General features: G+C 74.5%; 20 protein-coding genes and 1 pseudogene. 7 read left to right on the plus strand and 14 right to left on the minus strand.

The annotated features are described in order from the left end of the window. Positions 1 to 36 precede the first annotated feature (36 nt). From ACZ6O2_RS02890 to ACZ6O2_RS02900, 3 genes are read right to left on the minus strand one after another with little or no spacing between them, the layout of a single operon-like run. Positions 37 to 231 (minus strand): DUF397 domain-containing protein, encoded by a 195-nt coding sequence (locus ACZ6O2_RS02890; RefSeq protein ID WP_466021809.1) that lies wholly within the window; start codon positions 229 to 231, stop codon positions 37 to 39. Between the two features lies 1 nt (position 232). Beyond that, positions 233 to 421 (minus strand): DUF397 domain-containing protein, encoded by a 189-nt coding sequence (locus tag ACZ6O2_RS02895; protein ID WP_466021810.1) that lies wholly within the window; start codon positions 419 to 421, stop codon positions 233 to 235. Further along, positions 412 to 1182: a helix-turn-helix domain-containing protein gene (locus ACZ6O2_RS02900; RefSeq protein ID WP_466021811.1), complete on the minus strand. Its 771-nt coding sequence runs from the start codon at positions 1180 to 1182 to the stop codon at positions 412 to 414. Before ACZ6O2_RS02900 ends, ACZ6O2_RS02895 begins: the two co-directional genes overlap by 10 nt. Before the next feature lie 485 nt (positions 1183 to 1667). Here ACZ6O2_RS02900 and ACZ6O2_RS02905 point away from each other — a divergent pair, with 485 nt between their 5' ends. Together ACZ6O2_RS02905 and ACZ6O2_RS02910 are read left to right on the plus strand one after the other, a co-directional pair. Beyond that, positions 1668 to 3014 (plus strand): aspartate aminotransferase family protein, encoded by a 1347-nt coding sequence (locus ACZ6O2_RS02905; protein WP_350703251.1) that lies wholly within the window; start codon positions 1668 to 1670, stop codon positions 3012 to 3014. Positions 3015 to 3093: 79 nt separating this feature from the next. Further along, on the plus strand, positions 3094 to 4470 hold the full coding sequence (locus tag ACZ6O2_RS02910) for an NAD(P)/FAD-dependent oxidoreductase (RefSeq protein ID WP_466021812.1): 1377 nt from the start codon (positions 3094 to 3096) through the stop codon (positions 4468 to 4470). Between the two features lie 136 nt (positions 4471 to 4606). Here ACZ6O2_RS02910 and ACZ6O2_RS02915 read toward each other — a convergent pair whose 3' ends face one another. Further along, positions 4607 to 4975 (minus strand): DUF3499 domain-containing protein, encoded by a 369-nt coding sequence (locus ACZ6O2_RS02915; protein ID WP_350703254.1) that lies wholly within the window; start codon positions 4973 to 4975, stop codon positions 4607 to 4609. A 155-nt stretch (positions 4976 to 5130) separates the two neighbouring features. Here ACZ6O2_RS02915 and ACZ6O2_RS02920 point away from each other — a divergent pair, with 155 nt between their 5' ends. Beyond that, positions 5131 to 5580, plus strand: coding sequence for a metallopeptidase family protein (locus ACZ6O2_RS02920; protein WP_089001916.1), 450 nt, complete (start codon positions 5131 to 5133; stop codon positions 5578 to 5580). Between the two features lie 86 nt (positions 5581 to 5666). Here the strand turns inward: ACZ6O2_RS02920 and ACZ6O2_RS02925 are convergent, their stop codons facing one another. The 4 genes and pseudogenes from ACZ6O2_RS02925 to ACZ6O2_RS02940 form a co-directional block, all read right to left on the minus strand. Beyond that, positions 5667 to 5924, minus strand: coding sequence for a WhiB family transcriptional regulator (locus ACZ6O2_RS02925; RefSeq protein WP_007455784.1), 258 nt, complete (start codon positions 5922 to 5924; stop codon positions 5667 to 5669). A gap of 839 nt (positions 5925 to 6763) precedes the next feature. Beyond that, a pseudogene (locus ACZ6O2_RS02930) lies at positions 6764 to 6892 on the minus strand (DUF4331 family protein); the annotation flags it as partial. An 83-nt stretch (positions 6893 to 6975) separates the two neighbouring features. Further along, positions 6976 to 9483 carry a bifunctional FO biosynthesis protein CofGH gene (locus ACZ6O2_RS02935; RefSeq protein ID WP_466021813.1) on the minus strand — a complete coding sequence of 836 codons (2508 nt, stop codon included), beginning with the start codon at positions 9481 to 9483 and terminating at the stop codon, positions 6976 to 6978. 242 nt (positions 9484 to 9725) lie between these two features. Then, on the minus strand, positions 9726 to 10655 hold the full coding sequence (locus ACZ6O2_RS02940) for a hypothetical protein (RefSeq protein WP_466021814.1): 930 nt from the start codon (positions 10653 to 10655) through the stop codon (positions 9726 to 9728). Positions 10656 to 10754: 99 nt separating this feature from the next. On the opposite strand from ACZ6O2_RS02940, the gene cofD reads away from it, so the two are divergent. Beyond that, positions 10755 to 11738 (plus strand): 2-phospho-L-lactate transferase, encoded by a 984-nt coding sequence (gene cofD, locus ACZ6O2_RS02945; protein ID WP_466021815.1) that lies wholly within the window; start codon positions 10755 to 10757, stop codon positions 11736 to 11738. Next, entirely contained in the window at positions 11735 to 12823 is a 1089-nt protein-coding gene (locus ACZ6O2_RS02950) for a coenzyme F420-0:L-glutamate ligase (RefSeq protein WP_466021816.1), read from the plus strand. The genes cofD and ACZ6O2_RS02950 overlap by 4 nt, the downstream gene beginning before the upstream one ends. An 84-nt stretch (positions 12824 to 12907) precedes the next feature. Here the strand turns inward: ACZ6O2_RS02950 and ACZ6O2_RS02955 are convergent, their stop codons facing one another. Further along, positions 12908 to 13912 (minus strand): ArsR/SmtB family transcription factor, encoded by a 1005-nt coding sequence (locus ACZ6O2_RS02955; protein WP_466021817.1) that lies wholly within the window; start codon positions 13910 to 13912, stop codon positions 12908 to 12910. Positions 13913 to 14222: 310 nt separating this feature from the next. Beyond that, the gene (locus tag ACZ6O2_RS02960; RefSeq protein WP_466021818.1) at positions 14223 to 15254 is read right to left on the minus strand and encodes a hypothetical protein; all 1032 of its coding nucleotides are present in this window, start codon (positions 15252 to 15254) and stop codon (positions 14223 to 14225) included. Between the two features lie 39 nt (positions 15255 to 15293). On the opposite strand from ACZ6O2_RS02960, the gene ACZ6O2_RS02965 reads away from it, so the two are divergent. Then, positions 15294 to 15920: an NUDIX hydrolase gene (locus ACZ6O2_RS02965; RefSeq protein ID WP_466021819.1), complete on the plus strand. Its 627-nt coding sequence runs from the start codon at positions 15294 to 15296 to the stop codon at positions 15918 to 15920. Here the strand turns inward: ACZ6O2_RS02965 and ACZ6O2_RS02970 are convergent. Together ACZ6O2_RS02970 and ACZ6O2_RS02975 are read right to left on the minus strand one after the other, a co-directional pair. Then, complete coding sequence (locus tag ACZ6O2_RS02970) at positions 15889 to 16980, minus strand: mannose-1-phosphate guanylyltransferase (protein ID WP_466021820.1); 1092 nt, start codon at positions 16978 to 16980, stop codon at positions 15889 to 15891. The two genes, ACZ6O2_RS02965 and ACZ6O2_RS02970, sit on opposite strands and share 32 nt — an antisense overlap. Positions 16981 to 17042: 62 nt before the next feature. Then, on the minus strand, positions 17043 to 18188 hold the full coding sequence (locus tag ACZ6O2_RS02975; protein ID WP_350703273.1) for a glycosyltransferase family 4 protein: 1146 nt from the start codon (positions 18186 to 18188) through the stop codon (positions 17043 to 17045). A 149-nt stretch (positions 18189 to 18337) separates the two neighbouring features. On the opposite strand from ACZ6O2_RS02975, the gene ACZ6O2_RS02980 reads away from it, so the two are divergent. Then, positions 18338 to 19018 (plus strand): TIGR03089 family protein, encoded by a 681-nt coding sequence (locus ACZ6O2_RS02980; protein WP_466021821.1) that lies wholly within the window; start codon positions 18338 to 18340, stop codon positions 19016 to 19018. 48 nt (positions 19019 to 19066) lie between these two features. On the opposite strand, the gene ACZ6O2_RS02985 is transcribed toward ACZ6O2_RS02980, so the two are convergent. Both ACZ6O2_RS02985 and ACZ6O2_RS02990 read right to left on the minus strand, forming a co-directional pair. Then, on the minus strand, positions 19067 to 21055 hold the full coding sequence (locus tag ACZ6O2_RS02985) for an acetoacetate--CoA ligase (protein WP_466021822.1): 1989 nt from the start codon (positions 21053 to 21055) through the stop codon (positions 19067 to 19069). A 205-nt stretch (positions 21056 to 21260) separates the two neighbouring features. Continuing rightward, entirely contained in the window at positions 21261 to 21779 is a 519-nt protein-coding gene (locus tag ACZ6O2_RS02990) for an acyl-CoA thioesterase (RefSeq protein WP_350703278.1), read from the minus strand. Between the last annotated feature and the right edge of the window lie 11 nt (positions 21780 to 21790).

The following is a 21790-nucleotide window of genomic DNA, read 5'->3' on the forward strand; positions in this document are numbered from 1 at the left end:
CGCTCGCCGCCGACCAGCTTCAGGCGCCGGTCGGCCTCAGCCGGCGCCCCCGCCGCGCCCGACCGACGCGACGAACGCCCGCCAGGAGTCGGGCGCGAAGCTGAGGGTGCCGCCGGCACGGTCCTTGCTGTCCCGCACCAGCACTCGCCCGGGCAGGTTGTCGGCCACCTCGACACAGTCGCCGCCGTTGTTGGTGCTGCGGCTGGCGGTGCGCCAGCGGGCGTCGGCCATCTCAGCCCTGCCGCAACTGACCGACGAAGCTGCGCCACGCCCCGGGTGAGAAGGCGAGGACGCCACCCGCACGGTCCTTGCTGTCCCGGACCAGCACCCGGCCGGGCAGGTTGTCGGCCACCTCGACACAGTTGCCGCCGTTGTTGGTGCTGCGGGTGGCGGTGCGCCAGCGGGCGTGGGTCAGGTCCATGTCTTCGCCGCCTCTCGGAGCAGGTCGATCGACCGACGGCGGGGGAACGCCTCACCGGTGACGCTCTCCCACCTGGCGCCCAGGCTAGCAACGTCCGCGCTCTCGGTCACGACCTGACCACGCAACTGATTGTCCAGATAGGCCACTTCGACCCCGTCCGGCTGCCGAACGAGGACGAAGGAGCCTGACAGCCCGGTGTGCCACGGGCCGTCAGCGGGGATGACCCGCACCTGCACGTGCGGCAACTGGGCGACCTCCACCAGGTGGTCGAGCTGCCCGCGCATCACCGCCCGGTCGCCGACCATCCGACGCACCACGACCTCGTCGATCACGACGACCAGTTGGGGCGGGCAGTCGCGGCAGAGCACCGACTGCCGGGCGAGCCGGCTGGCGACCACCTCCTCCACCTCGGCCGGCGGCAGCAGCCCTCCGACCCGGAGCATCGCCCGCGCGTAGCCCTCCGTCTGGAGCAGGCCCGGAACAGCCAGCGGCTCGTAGGTGCGGATCGAGGTGGCGTCCTGTTCCAGCTCGGCCCAGGGGCGGAACCAGGGCAGGTCGCGGCGGCGGAACGGCTCGGGCCACAGTTCGGCGGCGTCGCGCTCGAGCACCTCCGCAACCGCGAGCCGGGTCCTGGGGTGCGGGATCCGGCCCGACGTGAGCCACCGCCCCGCCGTCTTCGGGTCGACGCGGACCTTCTCCGCCAGCGACTCGACGGTCTCCCCCTTGGCGGCCATCGCCACCCGCAGTGCCTCGTTGGCCATCGGACCCTCCCTCCACGCGGGTTCACGCTCCGGCGCACGATAGCCACGCTCAGTGCCGGCGTCCGCCGCCTACCGGCGTGTCGCGGTGGGATGTGTTCCGCCCACCTCAGGTGCGCCACGAGCGCGGCCGAAGTGCCCCGAAGGTGTCCCGAACGCGACGCCCTCGACGCGACCTCACCGCGATCCCCCCCGACGCGGCCACACCGACGGGGCAGCTCGACGCGGCCATACCGACGGGCAGCTCGACACGGTCTCACCGACGGGGCAGCTCGACAGCGTCCGTCCAACGCGATCCCACCGACCGCTCACCTCACAACCCTCGCGATACGGATTCCGTCGTTCACGCTGCGGCCACTCGCTGATTCCGTTGCCATATCGACCACACACCACCGATCCCACTTGCTTTTGGCCGCCGGACTGTGGGATAACCGTGGGCAGAGCGGCCGGTGTCACCCCTGACCGGCCCGAGACCCGATGGGGCTGACATGGCCGACGCCACCGACCACCTCTGGATGCACTTCACCCGGATGGCGAGCTACTCCGCCGGCGAGGTGCCGACCATCGTGCGCGGCGAGGGCGCGTACGTCTGGGATGCCCAGGGCCGCCGCTACCTGGACGGCCTCGCGGGGCTCTTCGTCGTCAACGCCGGCCACGGGCGCACCGAGCTGGCCGAGGCCGCCGCCAAGCAGGCGGGCGAGCTGGCCTACTTCCCGCTCTGGTCGTACGCCCACCCGAAGGCCGTCGAGCTGGCCGAGCGGATCGCCACGCTCACCCCCGGCGACCTGAACCGGGTCTTCTTCACCACCGGCGGCTCCGAGGCGGTCGAGGCGGCGTGGAAGCTCGCCCGCGCCTACTTCAAGCGCACCGGCAGGCCGAACAAGCACAAGGTGGTCAGCCGCTACATCGCCTACCACGGCACCTCGATGGGCGCGCTGTCGATCACCGGCCTGCCCGGCATCAAGAGCGACTTCGAGCCGCTGGTGCCCGGCGGCATCAAGGTGCCGAACACCAACTTCTACCGCGCCCCCGAGCACGGCGACTCCCCCGAGGCGTTCGGCCGCTGGGCCGCCGAGGAGATCGGCCGGGCCATCGAGCGGGAGGGGCCGGACACGGTCGCCGCCGTGTTCCTGGAGCCGGTGCAGAACTCCGGCGGCTGCTTCCCGCCGCCGCCCGGCTACTTCGAGCGGGTCCGGGAGATCTGCGACGCGTACGACGTGCTGCTCGTCTCCGACGAGGTGATCTGTTCCTGGGGCCGGCTCGGCGAATACTTCGGCGCCGTCCGGTACGGCTACCAGCCCGACATCATCACCACCGCCAAGGGCATCACCTCCGGCTACGCCCCGCTCGGCGCGATGATCGCCAGCGACCGGCTGATGGAGCCGTTCCTGACCGAGACCGGCATGTTCGCCCACGGCGTGACCTTCGGCGGCCACCCCGTCTCCTGCGCGGTGGCCCTGGCCAACCTGGAGGTCTTCGCCCGCGAGGACCTGGTCGGCCACGTCCGGGCCAACGAGGCGGCCTTCCGCGCCACCCTGGAGAAGCTGCACGACCTGCCGATCGTCGGCGACGTGCGCGGCGACGGCTATTTCTACGGCATCGAGCTGGTCAAGGACAAGACCACCCGGGCGACCTTCGACGAGGCCGAGTCCGAGCGGCTGCTGCGCGGTTTCCTCTCCACCGCGCTGTTCTCCGCCGGGCTCTACTGCCGCGCCGACGACCGGGGCGACCCCGTCGTGCAGCTCGCGCCTCCGCTGATCGCCGAGCAGCAGCAGTTCGACGAGATCGAGCAGATCCTGCGCGCCGTGCTCACCGAGGCGTGGGCGCGCCTCTAACCCTCGTCCACCCGGCCGGGCCGGCCGCGCGCCCCGCGGCGCGTGGTCGACCCGGCCGTTTCCGCACCCGGAGCGGCCGATGCGCTACCAGGACCTGTCGTACTGGCTGTCCACCGTGGACGAGCCGCTGACCCCGCGCCCGCCGCTGACCGGCGACGCCGACGCGGACGTGGTGATCGTCGGGGCCGGCTACACCGGGCTCTGGACGGCGTACTACCTCGCCGTCGCCGACCCGACGCTGCGGATCACCGTGCTGGAGGCAGAGGTCGCCGGCTACGGCGCGTCCGGCCGCAACGGGGGCTGGTGCTCGGCGCTGTTCCCCACCTCGCTGCCCGCGCTGGCCCGCCGGCACGGGCGGGACGCCGCGATCGCCATGCAGCGCGCCATGCACGCCACCGTCGCCGAGGTCGGCCGGGTCGTCGCGGCCGAGGGCATCGACTGCGACTGGGCGTACGGCGGGACGGTGGTGCTCGCCCGCACCACCCCCCAGCTCGACCGGGCGCGCGCGGCCGTCGCCGAGGCACGGGCGTACGGGCTCGGGCCGGAGGACCTGGCGCTGCTCGACGCCGACGAGGCCACCGCCCGCTGCGCCGCCGAGGGGGTACGCGGCGGCACGTACACCCCGCACTGCGCGGCGGTGCACCCGGCCCGGTTGGTGCGCGGGCTGGCCCGGGCGGTGGAGCGCCGAGGGGTGACGATCCACGAGGGCACGCGGGTGACCCGGATCCGGCCCGGTGCGGCGGTGACCCCGGCCGGCACGGTGCGCGCGCCGGTGGTGGTGCGGGCCACCGAGGGCTACACGCCCGGCCTGCCGGGGCAGCGCCGCACCGTCGCGCCGGTCTACTCGCTGATGGTCGCCACCGCGCCGCTGCCCGCCGCGACCTGGGCGCGGATCGGCCTCGCCGAGCGGGAGACCTTCTCCGACCACCGGCACGTCATCGTCTACGGCCAGCGCACCGCCGACGGCCGGCTCGCCTTCGGCGGCCGGGGCGCGCCCTACCACTTCGGTTCCCGGATCTCCCCCGGCCATGACCGGGAGCCGGCGGTCTTCGCGGCACTGCGCCGTACGCTCGGCGAACTGTTCCCGGTGCTCGGCCCGGACGTGCCGGTGACCCACACCTGGGGCGGCCCGCTCGGGGTGGCCCGGGACTGGGCGGCCTCGGTCGGTTTCGACCGGGCCGACGGGCTGGCCTGGGCCGGCGGCTACGTCGGCGACGGCGTGGGCACCAGCAACCTCGCCGGTCGGACCCTGGCCGACCTGATCCGGGGCGAACGGACGGACCTGACCGCCCTGCCCTGGGTGAACCACCGCTCCCCGAAGTGGGAGCCGGAGCCGCTGCGCTGGCTGGCCGTGAACGCGGCCCTGCGGCTGATGGTCTCCGCCGACGCGGCGGAGAACCGCACGGACCGCCCCTCCCGCCGCGCCACCCTCCTCACCCGCCTCCTATCCCACTAACCCCACCCCCTGCCCCCGCCCAACCCCACCCTGAACCCGTTGATCATGAGGTTGTTGCCGCGACACGCCCCCGAAGCTCGTGCCAACAACTTCATGATCAACGCGCGGAGGCGGGGCCCGGGGGGGCCGGGAGGGGTTAGTGGGTGGGGGGGATGACGCGGAGGTGGCCGCGGCGGCCCGTCTGGGGGGCCGTGTTGAGGCTCTCGTCGCCCTCTGGTGGGCGGGGGGCCACCGGGCGGGCGGCCTCGCGGACGGCCTCGGCGAGCGCGACCAGGTCGTCGGTGGTGGGCGGCGGGGGCTCGAACTCGCCCTCGTGCCGGACCACGTCCCAACCGCGTGGCGCGGTCAGGCTGCGGGCGTGCGGCTCGCAGAGGTCGTAGGTGTGCGGCTCGGCGAAGGCGGCCAGCGGCCCCACCACGGCTGTCGACTCGTTGTAGACATAGGTCAGCGTGGCGACCGCTTGCCGGGGGCAGCCGTTACGGGAGCAGCGCCGTGGTGACCTCACGGCGGCAGGGTATCCCCATTACCGGGTCCAGCGCACTGCTTCGCGTTGCGACACGCCCGTCACGGTGATCACAATTCGGTCCGACGCGACCCGCGCCGCGCCACACCCGCCGCGCTGCCGCAGGCCAGGTCGGTACGGGAGCTAACCTGTCCCTCATGACGAGCCCGGAACACCGCCGCCCCGGTCCCGGCCGGCGCGCCCACCGTGACCGGCACGGGCGCGGCCTGCGCGGGCGGCTGGTGCCGGCGACGGTGCCGCTGGCGCGGACGAAGGCGGAGATCTTCGACGACCTCGTGCTGGACACCGTCGAGACCCTGGAACGGCGGTTCGCGAAGGAACTGGCCGGGGTCGAGTTCGCGGTGGAGGACGTCCCACCGGACCTGAACGTCTACGACTCCGACGTGCTGGAGGACGGCGAGGTGCCGCTCGCCCGGCTGCTGCCCGGCCGGCCGGGCCGGCAGGAGGTGCCCCCGCGGATCGTGCTCTACCGCCGGCCGCTGGAGTTCCGCGCCATGGACCGCGAGGATCTCGCGGATCTCGTGCACGACGTGATCATCGAGCAGGTGGCCAACCTGCTCGGGGTCGATCCGGACGAGCTGGCCTGAGCCGCCCCGCCGGATGCCGCCGCGAACGGCGACCGGTTGGACTGCGCCTGAGCCGGGCGGCCCCCACCGCCCCGGCCCGGCAACGCTCAGGCGGCCCGCCGCTTGAGCTTGCGCCGCTCCCGCTCCGAGAGCCCACCCCAGATCCCGAACCGCTCGTCGTGCCCGAGAGCGTATTCGAGGCATTCCGTCTTGACCTCGCAGCGCGAGCAGATCCGCTTCGCCTCGCGGGTCGAGCCGCCCTTCTCGGGGAAGAACGCCTCCGGATCGGTCTGCGAGCAGAGCGCCCGCTCCTGCCACTCCGGCGCGTTTCCGAGCAGGTCGGCCACCTCAAGCTGGCCGTCCATCAAATGCCTCCTTGTCGCGCACCGGCGTCATCGCCGCTGCAACCCCCCACGCGAAAGGCGCGCGTGTCCGTCCGGTCCCGATTTGTTGCGTACCGTGCGAACAACCCCATTCAAATTACACGCGTGTAATGCGTGCGCCGTCAAGCCGAACTTGATAATGGAGTCGCCCTCCCGACAACACTCCGGACGACCACCCGGCCGCCCGGCCTCGCAACCTGCCCTATCGATTCAGACCCCGGCCGAGTAACGCCCTCTCCGGCGAGTTGCCCGAGTTTTCTCCCGTGGCGCTTCCCCGCCGGCCCGACCGGACAGGCCGATGGAGACCCCCGAAAGACCACCCACCACATCGTTGATCTTGGTGGGGGACAAGGTTAACCCGAGTTCGCGTCGGCCGCCCGTCGAGCCGGAAACGACCGACGGCATCACTTCCACAATGTGGACGGAGCGCTGCTGCGGGCGGCGCCGGTCGGCTCGGTCGGAGACCGGAGGAAAGCTGGTCGGCCACGTGAACCCGGCGATCACGCCGGCGGCGACGCCGACCCGGCCGGCCGGCGGCCGATCGTCCCACCAGACGGTACGGACGCCGGCGGGCGGCTCCGGGCGTACGGCACTGTGGAACGCCCCGTTCCGCACCCGGCGCTCCCGGGCCGCCGAGTGCGTACGCGGCTCGTCGTCCCCGGCTCACCCTCGATCTCCCGGCCGTGCGGGTTTCGTCCCGGGTAGATGATCAGGGCGCCGATGTCGCCGCCGAGATCGAGGACGACGCCGGCGGGTCGGTGAACCCGGCGTACCCGCTTGGGGCAAGCCGGGGAGGAACGGCGTCGTCACGTCGGCGGCGCTCAGCCCCGGCGGCAGAGAAAGCCGTTCGGATTCGTGATCCCGGTGGTGAATTCGAACCGGTAGGTGACGTCGGGCCGCCCGTCACCGTCGTTGTCGATATGGATCTCGTATCGCACGTCGTCGCCGAACTCGAAGAAGCCAACCGTGCGAAATGGATCGAGGCTCGGCCGGCGCCCGGGAACCCGCGCCGGGCCGGCAACAGGGAAAGGCCCTACGGCCGAGGGCTGCCGTACGCGGTCGTGCGCTTGCGGGCCGGACGTCCGGCGGCCGCCGCGATGGCGATCAACTGCTCCTCGGTACGCGCCGAACCGTTGCCGGAACCGGCCATCCGGGAGATCGTCTCCTCCATCAGCGTGCCGCCGAGGTCGTTGCAGCCGCCCCGCAGCATCGCCGCCGTGCCCTCGTCGCCGAGCTTCACCCAGGAGCACTGGATGTTGTCGATCCGGCCGTGCAGCAGCAGCCGGGCCATCGCGTGCACCACCCGGTTCTCCCGCCAGGTCGGCCCGGGGCGGGCGATGCCGGCCAGGTAGATCGGCGCGTTGGTGTGCACGAACGGCAGCGCCACGAACTCGGTGAAGCCGCCGGTGCGGTCCTGCAACCCGGCCAGCACCCGGAAGTGCGCGAGCCACTGCGCGGGGTGGTCCACGTGGCCGTACATCATCGTGGAGCTGGACCGGATGCCCAGCTCGTGGGCCGTGCCGACCACCTCGACCCAGGCGGCGGCCGGCAACTTGCCCTTCGTGAGCACCCAGCGCACGTCGTCGTCGAGGATCTCGGCGGCGGTCCCCGGGATGGTGTCCAGCCCGGCGTCGCGCAGCCCCGTCAGCCACTCCCGCACGGACACGCCGGCCTTGGCGGCGGCGGTGACGATCTCCATCGGCGAGAACGCGTGCACGTGCATCCCCGGCACCCGCGCCTTGATCGCCCGGACCAGGTCGGCGTAGACGGTCACCGGCAGCTTCGGGTCGATGCCGCCCTGGAGGCAGACCTCGCTGGCACCGGCCGCCCACGCCTCCTCGGCCCGGTCGGCGACCTGCTCCACCGAGAGCCGGTACGCGTCGGCGTCCCGCTCCCGCTGGGCGAAGGCGCAGAACCGGCACCCGACGTAGCAGACGTTGCTGAAGTTGATGTTGCGGTTGACCACGTACGTCACGTCGTCGCCGACCGCCGCCCGGCGGGCGTCGTCGGCGAGCCGGCACAGCTCGTCGAGCGCCGGCCCGTCGGCGGCGAACAGCGCCAGCGCGGCGTCGGCGTGCCGCGGGTCGAGCAGCGCCGCCGGGTCGTCGGCGGCCAGCCGCAGCCCGGCCCGCAGGTCGCGGTCGGTCCCGCCCCCGCCCCCGGCGGTGACCTTGCCGGCCACCTCCGACCAGTCGCCGTAGACGTGGTCGAAGTCGCCGCGCCGGTCGCCGGTGCGCCCGGTGGTGTCGATGGTGGCGTGCAGGTCGGTCCGGCCGCCGTACGTCTCGTCGGGCTCCTGCCAGGGCCGGCCCACCGGCCGCGCCTCCTCGACGGCCAACCCGGTCGCCGGGTCGGCCAGCGCGCCGACGTGCGGCAGCAGGCGCGGGTCGAGCCACGGGTCGCCGGCCCGCACGTACTCGGGGTAGATCGTCAGCCGCTCGCGCAGGGTGAACCCGGCCTTCTCCGTCTGCCGGGCCAACTCGTCCAGGTGGGGCCAGGGACGCTCGGGGTTGACGTGGTCCGGGGTCAACGGGGAGACGCCGCCCCAGTCGTCGATGCCGGCCCGCAGCAGCAGGTCGTACTCGCCCTCGATGAGGTTCGGCGGGGCCTGGATGCGGGCCTTCGGCCCGAGCACCACCCGGGTCACCGCCACCGTGGCGGCCAGGTCGTGCAGCTCCGCGTCGGGCATCCCGCGCATCGCCGTGTCCGGCTTGGCGCGGAAGTTCTGCACGATCACCTCCTGGAGGTGGCCGTACTCCCGGTTGGCGCGCCGGATGGCGAAGATCGCGTCGACCCGCTCGGCGGGGGTCTCGCCGATGCCGATCAGGATGCCGGTGGTGAACGGCACCCCGACCCGGCCCGCGTCGTCGAGCACCCGGAGCCGGACCGCCGGCTCCTTGTCCGGCGAGCCGAAGTGCGGGCCGCCCGGCTCCGACCAGAGCCGGGTCGCCGTGGTCTCCAGCATCATCCCCATGCTGGGCGCGACGGGCTTCAGCCGCTGCAACTCCGACCAGGACAGCACGCCCGGGTTCAGGTGGGGCAGCAGCCCGGTCTCCTCCAGCACCGCCACCGCGCAGGCGCGCAGGTAGTCCAGGGTGGAGTCGTAGCCGCGCTCGTCCAGCCACTGCCGGGCCGCCGGCCAGCGCTCCTCCGGCCGGTCGCCGAGCGTGAACAGGGCCTCCTTGCAGCCCTGGGCCGCGCCCGCCCGCGCGATGGCGAGGACCTCGTCGCGGTCGAGGAACGCCGCCGGCAGGCGGTGCGGCACGGTGGCGAACGTGCAGTAGTGGCAGCGGTCCCGGCACAGCCGGGTGAGGGGGATGAAGACCTTCTTCGAGTACGTCACCACGCCCGGCCGCCCGGCCTCGCGCAGCCCGGCGTCGCGGACCGCGCCGGCGACGTCGAGCAGTTCGTCCAGCGCGTCGCCCCGGGCGCTCAGCAGCGCGGTGGCCTCGTCGACGTCGAGCGCCCGCCCGGTCGCCGCCCGGCGCAGCGCCCGCCGCACGCTCGCGTCACTCGGGCCGGGCTCGATGCGATCAACCATCCGCCCAGCCTAGGCGCTCGCCGGCCGCATCCCGCCCGCCCGGCCCACACCGTGAACATGGGCACTCACCCCTCGCCCCGCCCCGGGCCGGCCCCCGGACCGACCGCCCAGCCGGACGCCGGGCACCGGACGCCGGACGCCGGGGGCTGGGGGGCTGGGGGCCGGGGGCCGGGCGTCCGGGGAAAACGCGAGCGCCCCGCACGGGGTCGTGCGGGGCGCTCGGATGCGGTGGTGCCGCCCGGTCAGCGCGGGGCGTCGGGGGTGTCGCCCGGGTTGATGCGCTGGGTGTGCTCCGGCTCCCCGTCCGTGGGGCGCGGAATCGACTGGGTGGGCTCGACGGACTGGCGCGGGATCGCCTGGGTCGGTTCGGCCGAGGCCGGCGGCCCGAACGGCGGGGCGGTCGGCGACGGCCCGAACGGGGGCGCCGACTGCGGCGCGGTGGCGGCCGGCGGGCCCGGCTGCGGCGCCGGGTTGAACGGCGGGGTCGCCTGCGGGCCACCGAACGGCGCCGGCTGCTGGCCGTACGGGGCGCCGTACGGGCCGGGGGCCGGCCAGGCGCCCGGCTGACCGGGGATCTGCTGGCCAGGCTGACCCAGCTGGCCAGGCTGACCCGGGGCCGGGTAGCCGCCCTGCTGCTGCGGCCAACCGGGCTGCGGCTGGCCGTACACGCCGGGCTGGGCCTCCGGCTTCGGGACGTAGTACAGGGTGCGCCAGATCTTGAAGACGACGAACGCGGCGAGCGCGAGGAGCCCCAGCCAGGCCACCCGGGACAGCAGGCCGAGGAAGGCGTCGAGGACCTCGCCCTGGGACAGCAGTTCGAGCGTCCAGACCAGGAAGGTCAGCACGCCGAACAGCGCGCTGAACGCGTACTCACCGAGGGCGACCTGGGTGATCAGTTTCGCCTTCGGCGCCGGGGGGCGCACGTGCGTGGCGAGCAGCACGGCCAGCAGCGGCAGGGCCACCGTCTCGATGCCGACGAAGGCGGGGAAGGCGTTACCCGCTCGGCCCGCGAAGGGTACGTACTCGGCCGGCGTCAGCAACCGGATCAGGCCGACGAAGAGGAACACGGCGTTCGCACCGAGGAGCACGAGCGCGGCGAGTTCCCGCAGCGGCTTGGTCAGTTGGCTGGCCTGCGTCGCGTCGGTGGACGCGGGCTCGGCGGGGCTGGTCACGGGATCCCCCTCGGGGCGAAAGCGGACAGTTGCCGACGTGAGCCTAGTCTCCCGGGCCAGCGACGGATCCGAGGCGGCTCGTGCGCGAGGATGTTCGGCATGCGCATCGTGGTTCTGACGGGCGGCATCGGGGGCGCCCGCTTCCTGCTCGGCGTCCGGGCGTACGCCCGCGAGGTCGGCGCCGAGGTGACCGCCGTGGTCAACGTCGGCGACGACCTGTTCCTGCACGGGCTCAAGGTCTGCCCCGACCTCGACAGCGTCATGTACACGCTGGGCGGCGGCGCCGACCCCGAGCGGGGCTGGGGCCGCGTCGACGAGAGCTGGACGGTCAAGCAGGAACTGGCCGCGTACGGCGCCGAGCCGACCTGGTTCGGGCTCGGCGACCGGGACGTCGCCACCCACCTGGTGCGCACGACCATGCTCAACGCCGGCTACCCGCTCCACGCGGTCACCGAGGCGCTCGCCACCCGCTGGCAGCCCGGCGTACGCCTGCTGCCGGCGACCGACGACCGCCTGGAGACGCACGTGGTGGTGAGCGGGCCGGCGGTCGCGGGCGAGTCCGGCGCGGACGGGCCCGACGGCGGCCAACGGGCGATCCACTTCCAGGAGTGGTGGGTGCGCCACCGCGGAAACGTCCCCACCCACCGGTTCGTCTTCGTCGGCGCGGAGACGGCGAAGCCGGCGCCCGGCGTCGTGGCGGCGATCGCCGGGGCCGACGTGGTGCTGATCGCGCCGAGCAACCCCGTGGTGAGCGTCGCCCCGATCCTGGCCGTGCCCGGGCTGCGCGAGGCGGTCGCCGACGGCCCCGCCCCGGTGGTCGGCGTCTCACCGATCATCGGCGGCGCGCCGGTACGCGGCATGGCGGACCGCTGCCTAGAGGTGCTCGGGGTCGAGTGCAGCGCGGCCGGGGTGGGCCGCCTCTACGGCGGCCGGGCGGCCGGCGGGCTGCTCGACGGCTGGCTGGTCGCCGAGGAGGACGCCGGCGTCGTGGTGCCGGAGGTGACGGTGCGCGCGGTGCCGCTGCTGATGACCGACGAGACGGCGACGGCGGCCATGGTCCGCGCCGCGCTGGAGCTGACATGAGGCTGGAGATCCTGCCGGTGCCGGGCATCGGTCACGTGTCCGAGGGCGACGACCTGGCCGCCCTGATCGCGAACGCCGCGCCGTGGCTGCGCGACGGCGACGTGCTGGTGGTGACCAGCAAGATCGTCTCGAAGTCGGAGGGGCGGCTGGTGGACGTCCCGGCGGACGGGCCGGAGCGGCTCGCCGCGCGGGACGAGGTGCTGGCTGCCGAGACGGCGCGGGTGGTGGCGACCCGGGGCGCGACCCGGATCGTGCAGACCCACCACGGCTTCGTGATGGCCTCGGCCGGGATCGACGCCTCGAACGTCGACAAGACCCGGCTGGTGCTGCTCCCGGTGGACCCGGACGCCTCGGCCCGGGCGCTGCGCGCCGCCCTGCGCGACCGCCACCACGTCGACGTCGCGGTGATCATCACCGACACGATGGGCCGGCCCTGGCGCAACGGGCTCACCGACGTGGCGCTCGGCGTCGCCGGCATGGACGCGATCCGCGACCACCGGGGCGAGTTCGACCCGTACGGCAACGAACTCCAGCTCACCCAGATGGCGGTCGTGGACGAGCTGGCCGGCGCGGGCGAGCTGATCAAGGGCAAGTGCGACCAGGTGCCGGTCGCCGTGGTGCGCGGCTACCTCACCGCGCCCCGGCCGGACGACGGCGCCGGCGCGGCGACGCTGGTCCGGGACGCCGCGATGGACCTCTTCTCGCTGGGCACCGCCGAGGCGAAGGCGGCCGGGCTGGCCGCCGCCGCCAACCTGCCGGACGCCCCCAATCCGACCCCGCCCGACCGGGACGCGGTGCGGCGGGCGATCGCCGCGGTCGCCGGCGTGGTCGCGCCCGGCACGGAGTTCACCCTGGTCACCGACGAGGCCGTACGCGCCGGGATGGTCACCGCCGTGCCCGGCTGGCCGGCGGAGGCGACGGCGCTGGTGCTCGGCTCCCCGGCCGCCCCGGCCGGCCCGGCCGAGCTGGTCCGCTTCGGCGCCGACCTGCACCGCCTGCGCGCCGCCCTGGCGGCGGAGGGCGTCGCCTCGCTGCCGCTCCCCCCGCCCGCCGGCGCCCCCGCCGCCGCCTGCCTGGCCCTCTGACGGGCCTCCCGCCCCCGGTTTCCCGCCCCGCCCGCGCGGCGGGCGCAAGGTGGACGGGGCGGGGTGCGGGAGCGGGCTCGGCGCTCAGGAGTTGAGCATCGCCCGCCCCAGCGGGGTGAGGGTGTGCAGGACGGTGTTGCGGTCGCGGTGGCTGACCAGCAGGCCGGCATTGCGCAGCACGGTGGTGTGCTGGCTGGCGGCGGCCGGTGAGATGTTCAGCCGGCGGGCCACCTCCCCGGTGGTGCAGCCGTCGTCGCTGACCGCCAGCACGGCGGCCCGGGTGCGGCCGAGCAGCGCGGCCAGCGCCTCCCGTCCGGTGTCCGGCGTGCCCGGGCCGGCGCCCTCGGCGGGCGCCGGCAGCAGCCCGCCCAGCCGGTCCACCGGGTAGACCAGGACCGGGGGGAGCGCCGGGTCGAGCAGGGCCACCGGGGTGGGCGCGCAGAAGAACGAGGGCACCAGCAGCAGGCCGCGCCCGTCCAGGTGCAGCTCGCGGCTGTGCGGGTAGCCGCGGACCTGGAGCACCCCGGACTCCCAGTGCATGGCGGGCCGCAGGCTGGCCAGCAGCGCCTCCACCCCGCCGTCGAGCAGCGCCCGGGCCCGCCGGGACCGGTCGGCCTCCACGGCCGCCTGGATCCGGGCCCAGTACGGGTCGATCGCCAGGTCGCGGTACTGCGCCATCGCGCCGGTCAGGTCGCGCAGCGTGCCCGGCTCGCCCCGGGCCACCGCGGCGGCGCCGGCCGGCAGGGTGTGGCCGGTGGCGAGCAGCGACAGGTCGCGTTGCAGCAGCGACACCGGAGTGCTCCGGACCGCCTCCATGCCGGCCTCGAACCCGGACACGCTCTGGTAGGGGGTGAGGAAGTCGGGGAAGTAGCCGCGGGGCGGATTGAGCGACAGGAGGAGCCTCAGGCCGGGGGACCCGACGCCCTGGCGCAGTGCCCGGGTCACGCTGCGCCGCCAGCCCGCCAGCAGCGGGTCCCGGCCGCGGCCCGGCAGCAGGTGCAGACTGAGGACCAGTTCCCACACCGGGTCCGCAGCCGGAGCCACCCGGGTCCGGAGGATGTCCTCGGCGGAGAAATAGATCTTCAGCATGGAGTGCTCCCGTGTCGCCCGGCCGGGGGGATGCCGGGTGACCGTTGCAGCCTACCCGGGCGGCACTTATCTCCGTCTTTAAGCCTGAGCTGAAAAACCTCGACGTCCATGGTGGCGGTTGGGCATGCTTCCACTGCCCGCACACGGGGACGGGCGCGTCGGCGACGCGCTCGCGGACCGGGGCGCCCTGGGGGACGGGGAGGGCCGGGGGGCGGGCGGCACCACGAGGGTCTGCGGGGTCTGCTCCGCAGAGGTGCCGCCCGGCCGCCGGCCCGCCGTGGCTCCCCCGCGTCGGCCGGCGCCCGCCCGTTCAGCCCACCCAGAGCGCCACGCGGTGGTCCTCGTCGGTGACGTAGAAGCTGCGCCCGTCCAGCTCGGCCAGCCCCTCCACGTGGTGGAACGGCGCCAGGTCGGCCACCAGCTCGCCGGGGACCAGATGCCCGTCGCCGGGCGGCGGGAACCGGACGTGCCGGGAGGTGACGTCGCCGCCGGTCGGGTGTTCGTCGAGCAGCACCGAGCCCTTGCCGAGCGCGTCGATGGACCCGACGACCGCCGCGTAGCCGTCGTCGGTGGGGGCGATCGCCCGGAATCCGGCGAGCGCGCCGGGCGGGGTCACCCCGGTCAACACGTACGCGCCCACGGCCTCCGGCCAGGCCGGCACGGGGTCGAACATGCCCGGCACGCCGGTCAGCTCGACCAGGATCGGCTCGCCGTCGGCCGTGACCGGGAAGCGGAGTCCGATCAGGACGCTGCCGGCCGGCGTGAAGGCGGCAGCCTCGACGTTCAGCGGCAGGTCGTCGGGGACGAGTCGGCTGACCCAGCCCTTCGACCGGGCGGTGCCGCGCGCGACGGTCTCCCCGATGAACCGGGCCCGCACCCGCGCGCCCGGCGGCAGCGGGGTGAACGGCGCCTTGAGCAGCGCGTCGTTGACCGCCCGGTGCAGTCGGAACCGGTTGCGCACCACCTGCACCGGCAGCGTGCCGCCCGCCGCGTCGTCCTCCCGGAACCGGGCCACGAAGGCGCGTCGCGGGCGCAGCGGGCCGCCCTTCGAGCCGAAGTGCGAGCCGAAGACGTAGACCCAGCCGTCGTGGTGGGCCAGGGCCTCGCCGTCCTCCGTCCGGCCGTTCTCGGCCCCGGCGTCGGCGGTCACGTGTTGGGCGACCCACTCGCCGTCGTCGCGCTCCAGCAGCAGGGCCAGGCAGCGCTCCACCGGCCCCTCGTCGAGCACCGTCCAGAAGCCGCGCCGGGCGCCGTGCGCGCGCAGCAACGCCACGGAGCGCACCGGCAGCAGGTCGCTGGCCTCGTTGCCGGCCACGACGAATTCCAGCAGTCGCAGGGTCACCCGGCCAGGGTACGAAGCGCCGGCTCGTACAGTGTCGCCATGCCCGAATCCCCCACCGCCGCCGCCGACCCCCGGACGTCGCCGCCGACGGACGCCGAGGCGTACGCGGCGCTGCACGCCGACGCCGTCGCCACGCTGGAGCGCTGGGAGCCGACCGGCCCGGCCGCCGCCGAGGCCCGGGACCGCACCGTACGGCTGCTGGCCGCCGGGCCGGTGGCGATGAGCCGGGCGCACCGGGCCGGGCACGTCACGGCGAGCGCGCTGGTGCTCGACGCCACCGGCTCGCGGGTGCTGCTCTGCCTGCACGGCAAGTTCCGGAAGTGGGTGCAGCTCGGCGGGCACTGCGAGCCGGCCGACCGGACCCTCGCCGGCGCCGCCCTGCGCGAGGCCGGCGAGGAGTCCGGGATCGCGGGCCTGCGGATCGACCCGGTCCCGATCGACGTGGACATCCACCCGGTGAGCTGCCAGGGCGGCTCCCTGCACTACGACGTCCGGTTCGCCGTCCTCGCCCCGCCCGCCGCGACGGAACGGGTCAGCGACGAGTCCGAGGCGCTGGCCTGGTTCCCGCCGGATCACCTGCCGGAGCCGCTGGCCGGCGGGACGGCGAAACTGGTCGCCCCGGCCCTGGCGACGCTCAGACGAGCCCCTCTTCGCCCCGCTCCTTGAGCTCGTCGACGATCTTCTTGACGTCCTGCGCCCGGTCGCGCGGGCAGACCAGCAGCGCGTCCGGGGTGTCGACGACGATCAGGTCGTGCACTCCGACGGTGGCCACCAGCCGCCCGGAGTGCGGCACCACCACCAGCCCGGAGCTGTCCCGCAGCAGCACCCCCGGCTTGGCGTCGCCGCCGAGCACCACGTTGCCGTCCGGGTCGGCCGGCAGCACCTCGCCCAGCGTGTGGAAGTCGCCGACGTCGTTCCAGCCGAAGTCGCCCGGCACCGTGGCCACCCGCCCGGCGGTCGCCGCGCCCTCCATCACCGCGTAGTCGACGGAGATCTTCGGCAGCGTCGGCCAGACCGTGCCGAGCACGTCGTCCTGCCCCTCGGTGCCCCACGCCTCGGCGATCGCGACGATCCCGGCGTGCAGGGCGGGCTGCTGGCGGGCCAGCTCGGCGAGGAACACGTCGACCCGCCAGACGAACATGCTGGCGTTCCAGAGGTGCCGCCCGGAGCGCAGGTACGCCTCCGCCACCTCGGCGCTCGGCTTCTCCTTGAACTCGGCGACCGGGCGCAGCGGGCCGCCGCCGACCGGGTCGCCGGTCTGGAGGTAGCCGTAGCCGGTCTCGGCCCGCGTCGGGGTGATGCCCACCGTCATCAGCAGGCCCTGCTCGGCGCCGCGTACCGCCTCCCGGACGACCTCCCGCCACCGCTCCGGGTCGCCGATCAGGTGGTCGGCCGCGAAGGAGCCCATCACCGCCTCCGGGTCGCGCCGCGCGATGACGGCGGCGGCCAGGGCGATCGCCGCGCAGGAGTCCCGGGGCGACGGCTCGACCAGGATGTTCTCCTCCGGCAGCCCGGTGAGCTGGCGCGCCACCGCCGCGACGTGCGCGGTCCCGGTGACCACCAGTGTGCGCTCGGCGGTGGTCAGCGGGCCCAGCCGCTCGACCGTGGCCTGGAGCAGCGAGACGGCGGAACCGGTCAGCGGGTGGAGGAACTTGGGGTGGCCGGCACGGGACAGCGGCCACAACCTCGTGCCGCTGCCACCCGCCGGGATGACGGCGTAGAGCATCAGCACATCATGCCCGAACCGGGCCCGACCGGACGTCGGGTTGCCACCCCGCCGCTCCGGGGTCAGGCACGCGCCCGGCTCCAGGCGGCGATGTGCACCTCGGCGCTGGACTCCCAGGTGAACTCCTTGGCCCGGTCGAAACCGGCCTTGGCCAGGGACAACCGCCGCTGCTCGTCGTCGAGCAGCGCCGCCAGGTCGGCGGCGATCTGGTCGGGGGCCTCGCTGGTGTACGCCACCGCGTCGCCGCCCACCTCCGGCAGCGACAGCCGGGGCGTGGTGAGCACCGGCGCGGCGCACGCCATCGCCTCCAGGATCGGCAGGCCGAAACCCTCCCCGTAGGACGGGTAGGCGGCCACCAGCGCCCCGCCGAGGAAGCCGGGCAGGTCCGCGTAGCGCAGGTAACCCGGGCGCAGCAGCCGCAGGTGCGACGGCACCTCCGCCACCGCGCGGTCGATGTCGTCGTCGTGCCCCTGGCCGCCAGCGACCACCAGGGCCGGCGGGTCCTCCCGGTCGGCCACCGCCCGGGCCCAGCCACGGATCAGGTTGGGCACGTTCTTGCGCGGCTCCTTGGCCCCGAGGAAGGCGACGTAGCTGCTGTCCCCGAGCCCCAGCCGGGCGCGGACCCGGGCCTTCTCCTCCTCGCTGGGCGCGTGGAAGGCGGCGTGGTCGACCCCGTGGTAGGCGACGTCGATCCGGGTCGGGTCGGCGTCGAGCAGCCGGATCAGCTCGTCGCGGGTGGCCTTGCTCGGCACGATCACCCGGTCGGCGCGGCGCAGGGAGGTCTTGATGGCGCTGCGGAAGAACGTGCGCCGGGACTTGTCGTAGTGCTCCGGCTCGGTGAAGAACGTCGCGTCGTGCACGGTCACCGTGACCGGGCAGCCGGCGCGCAGCGGGCAGGTGTAGAAGGGCGAGTGCAGCACCTGCGCGCCCACCTGCTGGGCGAGCAGCGGCAGGCCGGTCTGCTCCCAGGCGAGCCGGGCGGGGCGGTGCGCGACGGCGGCCGGGGCGGGGATGATCTCCGCGCCGGGCAGCATCCGGGTGTAGCGCTCCAGGTCGGTGCGGAGGCTGACCACGGCCAGCTCCACCCCCGACCCGCACACCTTGCCGAGGGCGCCGAGCAGGCCGTCGACGTATCGACCGACACCGCCACGGTCGGCGGGGACACTCGTGGCGTCGATGAGCACGCGGGGCGGGCGACCGGCGGTCACGGGGCGACTCCTTGCACTGCGATCTGTGGGGAACAACACTCCGGGCAAGCCTACGCCGGAGCCCGGGTCGGACGCTGACTGCGACCCGACGGTACGCCGACTTGTCGTTGTCTTCGAGTACGGCCGGCGGGGGCGTATCGTTCGCGCCGATGGCCGACAACATTGCCCGGGTGTTCGCCGACGCGATCGCGCCCGACCCGACCCGACCGCTGCTGACCTGGTACGACGACGCCACCGGCGAGCGGACCGAACTCTCCGGCGCGACGCTGGCGAACTGGGTGGCCAAGACGGCCAACCTGCTCGTGGACGAGGTGGCCGTGGGCCCCGGCGACACGGCCGGGGTGCTGCTCCCGCCGCACTGGCAGACCGCGGCGGTGCTGCTCGGATGCTGGTCGGCCGGGCTGCGGGTGGCCGACACGCCGGGCGACGTGGAGGTGCTCTTCGCCGCCGTCGCGCGGCTCGCCGAGGCGGACACCTGGTCGGCCGGCGAGCGGTACGTCCTCGCCCTCGACCCGTTCGCCCTGCCGATGCGGCAGGTGCCGCCCGGCTTCGCCGACTACGTCCTGGAGGTGCGCGCGCACGGGGACCACTTCACCCCGTACGCCAGCGGCGGCGAGGATCTGGTGGAGCGCGCGCGGCGGCGCGCGGGCGAGCTGGGCATCGCCCGCGACGACCGCGTCCTGGTCGACACGGGGGCGCACCCCGACCCGGTCGACTGGCTGCTCGCCCCGCTGGCGGCCGGTGCCAGCTCGGTCCTCTGCGCCAACCTCGACCGGTCCCGCGTCGCCTCCCGCACGACCACGGAGAAGGTCACCCGCGCCCTTGCCTGACCCCGCCCCTGCCGGGGGCGCGGGCCCGGCAGGGTGGACGCGGTCGGGTCAGGCGGGGGTGGACTCCGGGTGGGTGGCGCGGCGCTGGGCGAGCGCGGCGAACGCCGACAGGGACTCCGGGTTGGCCAGGGCGCCCTTGGCCGCCGCCGAGTCGACCGGGGTGCCGGTGAGGATCTTCTTCACCGGCACCTCCAGCTTCTTCGCCGAGAGGGTGCGCGGCACGGCGCGGACCTGGTGGATCTCGTCCGGGACGTGCCGCGGCGACAGGGCGGTACGCAGCTCCCGGCAGATCTTCTTCCGCAGCGCGTCGTCCAGCTCCAGGCCCTCGGCGAGCACCACGAACAGCAGCAGCTCGCCGGCGCCGCCCTCGTCGTCCTCCAGGTGCACCACCACCGAGTCGACGACCTCGTCCAGCCCCTCGACGACCGAGTAGAACTCGGCGGTGCCCAGCCGCACGCCGCCCCGGTTGAGGGTGGCGTCGGAGCGGCCCGTGATCACGCAGCCGCCCCGGTCGTTGATCGTGATCCAGTCGCCGTGCCGCCAGACGCCCGGGTAGAGGTCGAAGTACGCCTCCCGGTAGCGGGCGCCGTCCGGGTCGTTCCAGAAGCCCACCGGCATGCTCGGCATCGGCTCGGTGATCACCAGCTCGCCCAGCTCGCCGATCACCGGGGTGCCGTCGGCCGAGCGGGCCTCCACCTTGGCGCCCAGCGCCCGACAGGTGATCTCCCCGGCGTGCACCGCCAGCAGCGGCACCCCGCCCACGAAGCCGGTGCAGACGTCCGTGCCGCCGGAGAGCGACTGGAGCTGGAGGTCGTCGCCGACGGTCTCGTACACCCAGGTGAAGCCCTCGGCGGGCAGCGGGGCGCCGGTCGAGCCGACCCCGCGCAGCGCGGTCAGGTCGGCGATCGCCCTCGGCACCAGCCCCGCCTTGCGGCAGGCCAGCAGGAACGGCGCGGACGTGCCGAAGTACGTGGTGCCGGTCTCCTCCGCCAGCCGCCACAGCGCGCCCAGGTCGGGGTGGCCCGGGTTGCCGTCGAACAGCACGATCGCCGCGCCCACCGCCGGCCCGGAGACCAGGAAGTTCCACATCATCCAACCGGTAGTGGTGAACCAGAAGAACCGGTCCGCCGGGCCCAGGTCGTGGTGCAGGGCCAGCATCTTCAGATGCTCCAGCAGGATGCCGCCGTGGCCGTGCACGATCGGCTTGGGCAGCCCGGTCGTGCCGGAGGAGTAGAGCACGTAGAGCGGGTGGTCGAAGGCGACCGGGGTGAAGGTCAGCGGCTCGTCGGTCTCGGCGGCCAGGTCGGACCAGGCGAGCGCGCCCTCGGGCGGCGGGCCGGCCGGGTCGAGGTAGGCGATGCCGACGGTGTGCGCCAGCGACGGCAGGGCGGCCCGGATCGCCGCCACCTCGCCGCGCCGGTCCACCGGCTTCTCGCCGTACCGGTAGCCGTCCACGGCGACGAGGACCTTCGGCTCGATCTGCTGCCAGCGGTCGGTGACGCTGCGGGTGCCGAACTCGGGCGCGCAGGAGGAGAAGATCGCGCCCAGGCTGCTGGTGGCCAGCAGCAGCACGTACGTCTCGGGGATGTTCGGCGCGTACGCGGCCACCCGGTCGCCGGCGGTGACGCCGAGCCGGCGCAGCCCGGCCGCCACCCGGCGGACCTGCTCGCGCAGCCCGGCGGCGGTGAGGGTGACCGGCGCCCGGGTCTGGCCGTGCGCGATCACCACCGGGTCGTCGTCGGCCCGGCCGGGCATCCGCAGCACGTTCTCGGCGTAGTTCAGGGTGGCGCCGGGGAACCAGCGGGCGCCGGGCATCCCCCGGTCGGTCAGCGTGGCGGTCGGCGGGGTGTGGGCGACCACCTCGAAGTGGTCCCAGACCGACCGCCAGAACGCCTCCAGGTCGGTGACCGACCAGCGCCACAGCTCGTCGTAGTCGGCGAAGTCCACGCCCCGGTGCTCACGCAGCCAGCGCAGGTAGTTCCCGATCCGGGACCGCTCGCGTACGTCCGCCGGCGGCGTCCACAGCACGTCACCCACTGCTCCACCCTCCCCCTGGCCCCGCACGACACTGTGAAATGGGCCGTGGCGCCATCTTGCCCTACCTCGAAGCGCCATTCTCCGCACCCGGCCCCCGTCGGCGCACGTGCGGAACCCACATGCCCCACCACCACCCTGTGTGGGAAGTGCCAGGAAGGACCCCTTCCGCACGCCTGCGGTGGCGGAAGGAGCCCTTCCCGACGTCTCAGCCGGCGCGGTGGGCCTGGATGGCGCGGCGGCGGGCGAGGCGGTGGGCCCGGCGGATCTCCGCCTCCCGGAACCGCCGTTCGTCCTCCTCGGTCTCGGGCAGCACCGGCCGGACCGCCCGGGGCGCGCCGCCGACGTCGACGCCCACGAAGACGAGGTACGCGGTGGCCACCCCGACCGGCTCGTCCTCGGCCGAGTCCCACCGCTCGGCCTCCACCCGGACGCCCACCTCCATCGAGGTCTGCCCGGTCCAGTTCACCTGGGCGTGCGCGTGCACCAGGTCGCCGACCCGGACCGCCTCGGCGAAGACGATCTCGTCGATGGCCGCGGTGACCGCCGTGCCGCCGCTGTGCCGGGCGGCCGCCGCCCCCGCCACGTCGTCGATGAACTTCATCAGCACCCCGCCGTGCACGGTGCCGTAGAGGTTGACGTCGACAGCGGTCATGATCCGGCTCAGGGTGACCCGGGAGTACGAGGTCGGCTTACCGGCCGGCGCGGTGGAGGGGTGCTCGGTCATGTCGGAAACGG

Source organism: Micromonospora sp. NPDC048040 (assembly GCF_055587185.1).

What these genes read in the sequence shown, in the direction of transcription:
- ACZ6O2_RS02895 (WP_466021810.1), bottom strand. Translation starts at nt 421, where the DNA reads ATGGACCTGACCCACGCCCGCTGGCGCACCGCCACCCGCAGCACCAAC.
- ACZ6O2_RS02920 (WP_089001916.1), top strand. Translation starts at nt 5,131, where the DNA reads ATGACGAGCCCGGAACACCGCCGCCCCGGTCCCGGCCGGCGCGCCCAC.
- ACZ6O2_RS02900 (WP_466021811.1), bottom strand. Translation starts at nt 1,182, where the DNA reads ATGGCCAACGAGGCACTGCGGGTGGCGATGGCCGCCAAGGGGGAGACC.
- ACZ6O2_RS02970 (WP_466021820.1), bottom strand. Translation starts at nt 16,980, where the DNA reads ATGCTCTACGCCGTCATCCCGGCGGGTGGCAGCGGCACGAGGTTGTGG.
- ACZ6O2_RS02950 (WP_466021816.1), top strand. Translation starts at nt 11,735, where the DNA reads ATGAGGCTGGAGATCCTGCCGGTGCCGGGCATCGGTCACGTGTCCGAG.
- ACZ6O2_RS02965 (WP_466021819.1), top strand. Translation starts at nt 15,294, where the DNA reads ATGCCCGAATCCCCCACCGCCGCCGCCGACCCCCGGACGTCGCCGCCG.
- ACZ6O2_RS02905 (WP_350703251.1), top strand. Translation starts at nt 1,668, where the DNA reads ATGGCCGACGCCACCGACCACCTCTGGATGCACTTCACCCGGATGGCG.
- ACZ6O2_RS02925 (WP_007455784.1), bottom strand. Translation starts at nt 5,924, where the DNA reads ATGGACGGCCAGCTTGAGGTGGCCGACCTGCTCGGAAACGCGCCGGAG.
- ACZ6O2_RS02935 (WP_466021813.1), bottom strand. Translation starts at nt 9,483, where the DNA reads ATGGTTGATCGCATCGAGCCCGGCCCGAGTGACGCGAGCGTGCGGCGG.
- ACZ6O2_RS02890 (WP_466021809.1), bottom strand. Translation starts at nt 231, where the DNA reads ATGGCCGACGCCCGCTGGCGCACCGCCAGCCGCAGCACCAACAACGGC.
- ACZ6O2_RS02910 (WP_466021812.1), top strand. Translation starts at nt 3,094, where the DNA reads ATGCGCTACCAGGACCTGTCGTACTGGCTGTCCACCGTGGACGAGCCG.
- cofD (WP_466021815.1), top strand. Translation starts at nt 10,755, where the DNA reads ATGCGCATCGTGGTTCTGACGGGCGGCATCGGGGGCGCCCGCTTCCTG.
- ACZ6O2_RS02990 (WP_350703278.1), bottom strand. Translation starts at nt 21,779, where the DNA reads ATGACCGAGCACCCCTCCACCGCGCCGGCCGGTAAGCCGACCTCGTAC.
- ACZ6O2_RS02980 (WP_466021821.1), top strand. Translation starts at nt 18,338, where the DNA reads ATGGCCGACAACATTGCCCGGGTGTTCGCCGACGCGATCGCGCCCGAC.
- ACZ6O2_RS02955 (WP_466021817.1), bottom strand. Translation starts at nt 13,912, where the DNA reads ATGCTGAAGATCTATTTCTCCGCCGAGGACATCCTCCGGACCCGGGTG.